The organism is Nocardia brevicatena NBRC 12119, assembly GCF_000308495.1.
GTDB lineage: Bacteria > Actinomycetota > Actinomycetes > Mycobacteriales > Mycobacteriaceae > Nocardia > Nocardia brevicatena.
Genome location: NZ_BAFU01000011.1, coordinates 20545 through 27616, shown reverse-complemented (window position 1 = coordinate 27616; position 7072 = coordinate 20545). Strand labels below are relative to the sequence as shown.

At 64.9% G+C, this 7072-nt stretch carries 6 protein-coding genes; 2 read left to right on the top strand and 4 right to left on the bottom strand.

The window, feature by feature from the left end:
- The first annotated feature begins 27 nt into the window (after positions 1-27).
- Both ON20_RS02255 and ON20_RS02250 read left to right on the top strand, forming a co-directional pair.
- Complete coding sequence (locus ON20_RS02255) at positions 28-981, top strand: sigma-70 family RNA polymerase sigma factor (RefSeq protein ID WP_040833169.1); 954 nt, start codon at positions 28-30, stop codon at positions 979-981.
- 584 nt (positions 982-1565) lie between these two features.
- The gene (locus ON20_RS02250; RefSeq protein ID WP_086008899.1) at positions 1566-2657 is read left to right on the top strand and encodes a cytochrome P450; all 1092 of its coding nucleotides are present in this window, start codon (positions 1566-1568) and stop codon (positions 2655-2657) included.
- On the opposite strand, the gene ON20_RS33895 is transcribed toward ON20_RS02250, so the two are convergent.
- The 4 genes from ON20_RS33895 to ON20_RS02235 form a co-directional block, all read right to left on the bottom strand.
- Positions 2603-2938 carry a hypothetical protein gene (locus tag ON20_RS33895; RefSeq protein ID WP_083864507.1) on the bottom strand — a complete coding sequence of 112 codons (336 nt, stop codon included), beginning with the start codon at positions 2936-2938 and terminating at the stop codon, positions 2603-2605. The two genes, ON20_RS02250 and ON20_RS33895, sit on opposite strands and share 55 nt — an antisense overlap.
- Before the next feature lie 127 nt (positions 2939-3065).
- Positions 3066-4748: an FAD-dependent monooxygenase gene (locus ON20_RS02245; RefSeq protein WP_083864506.1), complete on the bottom strand. Its 1683-nt coding sequence runs from the start codon at positions 4746-4748 to the stop codon at positions 3066-3068.
- Between the two features lie 85 nt (positions 4749-4833).
- Positions 4834-5481: a TetR/AcrR family transcriptional regulator gene (locus tag ON20_RS02240; protein WP_040833157.1), complete on the bottom strand. Its 648-nt coding sequence runs from the start codon at positions 5479-5481 to the stop codon at positions 4834-4836.
- A gap of 463 nt (positions 5482-5944) precedes the next feature.
- Positions 5945-6982 (bottom strand): LLM class F420-dependent oxidoreductase, encoded by a 1038-nt coding sequence (locus ON20_RS02235; RefSeq protein WP_040833156.1) that lies wholly within the window; start codon positions 6980-6982, stop codon positions 5945-5947.
- Positions 6983-7072: the final 90 nt, after the last annotated feature.

Genomic DNA, 7072 nt, shown 5'->3' with positions numbered 1-7072 from the left:
CAGACCGGCACCATCTCCGCCGATGTCATGGATGTATTCGAGGGGCACCGCCGCGAATTGTGCGCCTATGCCTACCGCATGCTCGGATCCTCGTTCGAGGCGGAGGATGCCGTCCAGGAGACCTTCACCCGGGCCTGGAAGGCCTACAACTCCTTCGAAGGCCGGTCCAGCCTACGGTCGTGGTTGTATCGCATCGCCACCAATGTCTGCCTGGATATGCTCGACAGCCCGCAGCGGCGGGCCCGGCCGATGGATCTGTCCACGCCGGCCCATCCGGACACTCCCCTGCCGCCGCCACAGCCGGACTACCTCTGGGTGGAACCGATCCCCGATACCCTGGCCTACGGCACCGACCCGGCCGAACACGCCGCCACCAAGGACACCCTCCGGCTGGCCTTCGTAGCGGCCTGCCAGCACCTACCGGCCACCCAGCGCGCCATTCTGATCATGCGCGAGGTGCTGCGCTTCTCGGCCAACGAAACCGCCGAGGCACTCACCATGTCACCGGCCTCGGTGAACAGCGCGCTGCAGCGGGCCCGCGCCACCATATCGAAGATCAAACCCGCCGAAACCGATGTCTACGACCACACCGACGAGAACCAGCGCAGACTCGTCGACGATTTCGTCACCGCCTTCGAGGCCTACGATATGGACGCGCTCACCTCGCTGTTGAAAGCCGATGTGGCCCTGTCCATGCCGCCCATCGAGTTCTGGTTCCGCGGCCCCGAGAACGTGGCCGCGTTCATGCTCGGCACCGGGGCCGGCTGCCGGGGTTCGCGGATGGTCCGGTCGCCCGGCGCCAATGGCTGTCCCGCGTTCGGCCACTACCACCTCAGCGACGAACCGGGCGTCATGACACCGTGGGCGGTTACGGTTCTGGAACTGTCCGACGGCGCCATTTCCGGACTGCACTTCTTCCTCGACGCTCCACGGCTCTTCCCGCTGTTCGGCCTCCCGATGGAACTGTGCGAACCGGCGTAGACCGGAACCGACATAGTCGGATGCGGGTCCGATTCCCACCACTCCGCCGGAATCGAGACCCTGTTTGCTCCGCACGAGCGACGCCGGTTCGGGCTCACCGAACTGTGTCGGCGTCAGTGGATGATGTCGCACCGGCTGGCCGTTGCCCGGCCCAGGTAAGGACGGGCACATTGTCCCGATATCCGATCCGGGCTATTCCTTGCAGGTCGGCACGAGAGCGAGGGGAGGAATGCCGCGAAGAGATGGCCGTGACGTAAATAGCGGAAGGCCAAGTTACGAAAGGCCGTTCAGCTCTGCGCAGGTGCGTGTCATCGTGTCATAATCCGCCCGCTCACTCATATCGCACGTCTGGTGGTTCAACGCAGTTCAGCAATGCCCCACGGTGCGCCGACCACAGGATGCAAGGAGCCATTGTGGTTCAGAAACCTTCCGAACCGATACGACCGGCGCCGTATGGCGTACCCGGACCACCTTTCGCAGACGAGAACGGTGTCCACATAACCAGGTACCGTGATCTGGTCAAGATCACCGATCTCGAGAAGCAGGGTTTCCTCAGTCAAGCACTATCCGCCCATCGCCAGGTGATGAGCAAGATGAGCGTCGACCTTCCCGAAGGCGACGTTCACATCTCGTGGCATTTCCCCTGGGCATCGGCTCCACGGGAAACCGACGGATCACCGGGAAGACACGGGGTCCTGCGGGGCGTTCTGGAGGGATATCTCTCCCACCGCTCCGTGCGCGAACACGGACCCTGGATAGAGCAGACCGCACTGAAGTTGCTGGCCGACAATGTCCTGCAACAACGCGAAGAGCACGGCTCGCATGGTGTCGGGACCATCGACTTTGCCCGGTTCACCGACACGCTTGCATTTCACACCATGTCGGAGCTCGCCGGGTTTCCCCATACCCCAGAGGACGAGGCGTTCATCAAGACCCACCTCGACGATGTGTTGACCCGCACGAACTTCGTCGAGCTGCTTCGACCCGAGGGGCCGGAAGTTCGTCCGTATTTCGACCGTATAATCGCCGAGCATCGGGAAGCCGGTGGGAGTGGGTTGCTCACGGAGATTGCTGCGGCCTATGACAGTGGACTGATCTCGCGAGACGAAAAGCACGGCCTCATCTTCGGTTGTTGGTCCGCGGGCCGCGACACCACGGCAACACTGACCGCGTTGATGCTCGGGCTCATCGCCGAAGCCGGTATGCAACCCGGCCTGTCGGCCAACCTCGGACCCGATGGAGCTTCATGGCGGCACAATGTCACGAACGAATCGTTGCGTTTCACTCCGTTCTCCCACAACTTCGCGGTGTGCATGGAAACCATCCATTTGGATGACTTCACCATAGAGCCGAACTCGATTGTCAATCTGCGTTGGGAAGCGGGTAATCGTGATCCGGAAATCTTCGGCGACGACGCGGATCAATTCAGACCGGATCGTCGGGTCAGAGCAGCGAATCTCGGATTCGGTCGTGGACTGCACTACTGCGTGGGCGCCCCACTCGCACGATACGAAGCGGATGTCGTTCTGCGCACTGTAGGCAGTGTTTTGGGCCACTACGAGTTGACCGACTGGGTGCGCGTGCCGCGCTTGGTGGACATGGTTGAGAAAGCCGAGGCCGACTACGACATCCGGTCCGCCCTGGAGAATCTGCGCAATCTCGGGCTTTCCATGTGATCGAACCGGAGTAGGCTCCAGTTGCCTTCGGGCTCGGCCTCGATCATCTCGATCGCGAGAGCGACCGCACTCGGCGCGGCGCTGGGCACCCCGGAGTAGAGCGTCTCGGTCCAGTTGCTGGGTTGAGTCATCAGTAGCAACATGTCTTCCAGCGAATGGATCAACGCTGGGGGCAGCGACCGTTGCCGGTAGGAGTCGGCCGTGCGGACCACCATACGCAGGGTATTGACCCAGCCGTCGGTGGCGATCGTGCGCCCGGTACGGGCCGCGTGCGAGAGCACCGGCCCGGGGCCGCCCGGTCGGGCGGTGAGGTCGAGTAGTTGCTGCTGCGCCTATCTGCTGCGAGAAGCTCCCCACATGAGACAACCCTCTCGGTGCGGCCGTCGGGTCGAGCATCCCGGCTTCGGCTCAGCTCACCGAGTCGCCTGTATCGGGACCAACACGCCGGCTATCTGCCGTACGGTCCGCGAAGTGACGGTGCGGGCTCAGGATGGCCGATAGTGTTCGGCGCAGGTGGAGTTCGGGGTTGGTCGGTTGTGTTTCGCAGCGGTGCGCGATGAATCCGTCGGGTCGGACCAGTACTGCGCCATCAGGTGCGAGTGCGGTGGTTTCGGCCCACCGGCCGTCGAGGTCGATGGTGTGGCGGTGGCTGCCGATCGAATGGACAGCGATGGGTACGGGCATCGCCCGGGCCGCTGCTGTCCACGCGTCGCCGTTGTCGCCGGTCAACAGGGTGAACCCAGGTCCCAGCAGGTCCAGGGTGGAGATACGCCGGCCATGGTGAGCCACCCAGGCGTGTGGGACCCGGGTTCCCGGCTGCCCTTTCAGTTGTGAGACCAGATGCACGCCCAAGACCGGGGACGCCGACGGTGGGTCGGCGATTACCGCCGAGGAACGGTATTGATATCCGACGAGCAGGGCGAACATGGGCTGTTCTTCTTCCGGCGGTAGCCGGGGCGCGCTGTGGTCGAGATCGAGCAGTGTGACGGTGGGGCCGGTCAGGGATTGTCGTGCGCTGAAGGCCCCGACCGGGTGGCGCTCGGCATGGTAGGTGTCCAGCAGTTCGGGGCCGGCCCGTCCGTGGTGCACCGCGGCCAGCTTCCACGCCAGATTGTCTGCACTCTGGATCGCCGCGTTGGCGCCGCCGGCCTTGAACGGAGGCATCGCGTGTGCCGAATCTCCGACGAGAAAAACCCTCCCGCAACGGAACCGGTCGGCCACCCGCTCGTAGGGCTGCCACGGCGCCACCTCGATGATATCGATGTCCATCGGTTCTCCCGCGGCTGCGATCAGCAGGTCGCGACAGCGCTTCTCGGTGAACTGTGACGCGGTTTCGCCGCGGCGGGGAAAGTAGGTGGTAATGAACATCCCGAGGTCAGCGTCGGCGTCGACGACAATGCCGTTGACCTCGTCGTTCACTATCTGCACCGCGGCACCCTCGCCCAGTTGCGGAACCAGGGCCCGCCACGGCGCTCGGAAATAGACGAAGACCACGTAGATCGGCAATACCCCGTACCCACTCGTCGTTACTGCGAGCCGCTCACGGAGGGGACTGTGCACACCGTCGGCGGCGACGAGGTAGTCGGCACGAATCCTGTGGCATCCTCGCGAGTCCCGGTCTCTTGCCACGGCCGTCACGCCGGCGCCGTCCTGGTCGAACGACACCAGTTCGGTGTGGTAGCGCACTCGGCTGTGCCGGTGGCGTATGTAATCGACGAGGATCGGTTCCAAACGACTTTGCGGGCAGTATTGCACCGGTGGTTCTGGGCTCAGTTCGGCCAGGCCGGCGAACAAGGCGTCGAAATCCGGCGGCGGCTTCTCCTGGGCGCTGTTCAGAGTGGGTTTGACCACCATGGGCGACATGCCGGCGGCCACCGCGTGGACCGCGTCCCGGAGTCCCAGACTCCGCAGTATCTCCAGGCTGCGGAAGCTGAGGTTGCGTGCTTTGGGGTAGCGAAACACCTCTCGGCGTTTCTCGATGACCAGCGAGTCGACACCGTATCCGGCCAGCAGCGCGGAAGTCGCCAGGCCACCGGCGCCCGCACCGACGATCAGAACCGGCACCTCGCTGGTCCGACCGGAAGCACTCATCGGCAACTCCTCTCACTGAATCGAAACCGAACCGTTCCGTTCTGCGATTGTCGATGCCCTCGGCCCGTCACACATGAGCGGTGGGTTACGAACCGTGTCCTGTCGGCGCGGTGGCCAGTGGCAGGATGACGTCTTCGAAGACTCGCCGCACGTAGGTCCGGTCGATCGGTCGACCGGCGATCATTCGCACGACGGTGAGGCCGAGCGCGGCATCGGGCACCAGTGACAGATCCCGCCCGGTGGCGATCTCACCGCGGGCAACGGCGCGGTCCAGTACGGTCCGAATGATCCGGCGGGGTATCGCCAGCGCGAAATCGTCGAGCGCCGCCGCCAACGCGGAGTCCCGCGTTGCGGCGGTGGCGACGCCGAGGATCACTTCTACGGTCTTCAACTCGGTGTCGCTGTAGTCGTGGAAGGCGTCGACGAAGGCCTCGACGTCACCGCGCAGCGTGCCTGTATCGGGCGGCTCGGTCGGCCCGTGTCCGCGTCGCCATTGCGCGATCGCCGCGGCGACCACTTCGGCTTTCGACGACCAGCGCCGATAGATCGCGGCCTTACCGACACCCGCTCGCTTCGCGAGGTCATCCATGCTCATCCGCTCGTAACCCATGTCTACGACACCGGCGAGCGCGGCATCCAGGATGACCCTGTCCAGAGACCGGTCCAGCCCCCGCTGCCGATGTTTGGACCCACGGTGCGCAACCGTGGTCTGGAGGGTCTCACCGCCGGACATGGCAACCCCTTCCGCCTTCAAATAAACGGAACCAGTCAGTTCCGTTTCCAGGATACCGGAAAAGACCGAGGGTGGCGCATCGCGAATGAGGCAAATCGAACCCTCCCAGTGGGGCCGAACCGAGCTCCGTGGCGGGACATTCCGCCTGTGTACGGGCCGTAACAGCGGGTACGGGTTTTCGCCGTGGCAGCGCAACGGTGCGTGAGAGGCGATCACGACCGCGCCGCGGATACATGTCGACGCCGCGGGCGAAGTCGAGTGATCACGTGGGTGTGGCCCCCCGACGTGATCACGAAACGTGAGAACACCTTCGTCCTCGGCGGACCCGGTCAAACCGCGGCAGCCGGCCAACCGCTCACCTCGAAGAAGCCGAAGCCATGCTCGGGCGGCCGACCACCCGATCGTCGGACTGCCCTACCGCGATCCGGTCACGGCCGTCTAGAACTCGAGGCTACAACAGGTTCTAGGCCGTGATGAAGGCGGTCAAACGACGCAACTGCTCGATGTCGGCCACCGACACCAGCATCATGGTGACCCCGGCCGCCTCCCAGACGCCGATCTGTTTCCGGACATATTCCTCGTCACCGATGATCGTGGTGTCGCGGATCATCTCGTCCGGGACGGCCGCCGCGGCCTCGGCCTTGCGACCCGACCGGAAGAGCCGGCCGATCTCGTCGACCTCCTTGTCGTAGCCCATCCGCTTGTACACCTGAGCGTGGAAGTTGAGCTCCGGTGCGCCCATGCCGCCGATATAGAGCGAGGTCACCCAGCGCATCCGTTCGATCTCGCCCGCCGGGTCGTCGGTGACGATCACCTGGGCACTGGCGGCGATCTCGAAGTCGTCCCGCGAACGCCGGGCACCCGCGCGGGCGAAGCCCTCGCCCAGCCATTCGTCGTACATACCGGCCAGCCGCGGGGTGTAGTAGATGGCCAGCCAGCCGTCTGCGATCTCCGCGGTCAGGGCCACGTTCTTCGGCCCCTCCGCCCCCAGCCAGATCGGCAGATCCGCACGTAGCGGGTGCACGATGGGCTTCAGCGGTTTGCCCAGCCCGGTCGCGCCCGGACCGGTGTAGGGCAGCGGATAGTGCGGGCCGCCGCTGGTCACCGGAGCCTCGCGCGCCAGCACCTTGCGGACGATATCGATGTATTCGCGGGTACGCTGCAACGGTTTGGCGAACGGCTGCCCATACCAGCCCTCCACCACCTGGGGCCCGGACACACCCAGGCCGAGGATGGCGCGTCCGCCGCTGAGATGGTCCAGGGTCAGCGCGTGCATGGCGGTGGCGGCCGGGGTACGCGCGGACAGCTGCACCACCGAGGTACCCAACCGCACCCGGTTCGTCGCCGACCCCCACCAGGCGAGCGGACCGAACGCGTCCGACCCCCACGACTCCGCCGCGAACACCGCGTCGAATCCGGCCTCCTCGGCGGCCACCACGATCCGACCGGCGTTCTCCGGCGGGGTCGCCCCCCAGTACCCGAGTTGCAATCCGAACTTCACAACCGACCCCTTTCCGGGCTACTGCTTGCCAGCAGAATAAGAACCTGTTCTACTCGATATCGTGACCAGGAACCGTAGCACGCAAGCCCT

Coding starts and splice junctions, on each gene's coding strand:
- ON20_RS02255 (WP_040833169.1), top strand. CDS start 28: ATGGATGTATTCGAGGGGCACCGCCGCGAATTGTGCGCCTATGCCTAC.
- ON20_RS02250 (WP_086008899.1), top strand. CDS start 1,566: ATGAGCAAGATGAGCGTCGACCTTCCCGAAGGCGACGTTCACATCTCG.
- ON20_RS02245 (WP_083864506.1), bottom strand. CDS start 4,748: ATGAGTGCTTCCGGTCGGACCAGCGAGGTGCCGGTTCTGATCGTCGGT.
- ON20_RS02240 (WP_040833157.1), bottom strand. CDS start 5,481: ATGTCCGGCGGTGAGACCCTCCAGACCACGGTTGCGCACCGTGGGTCC.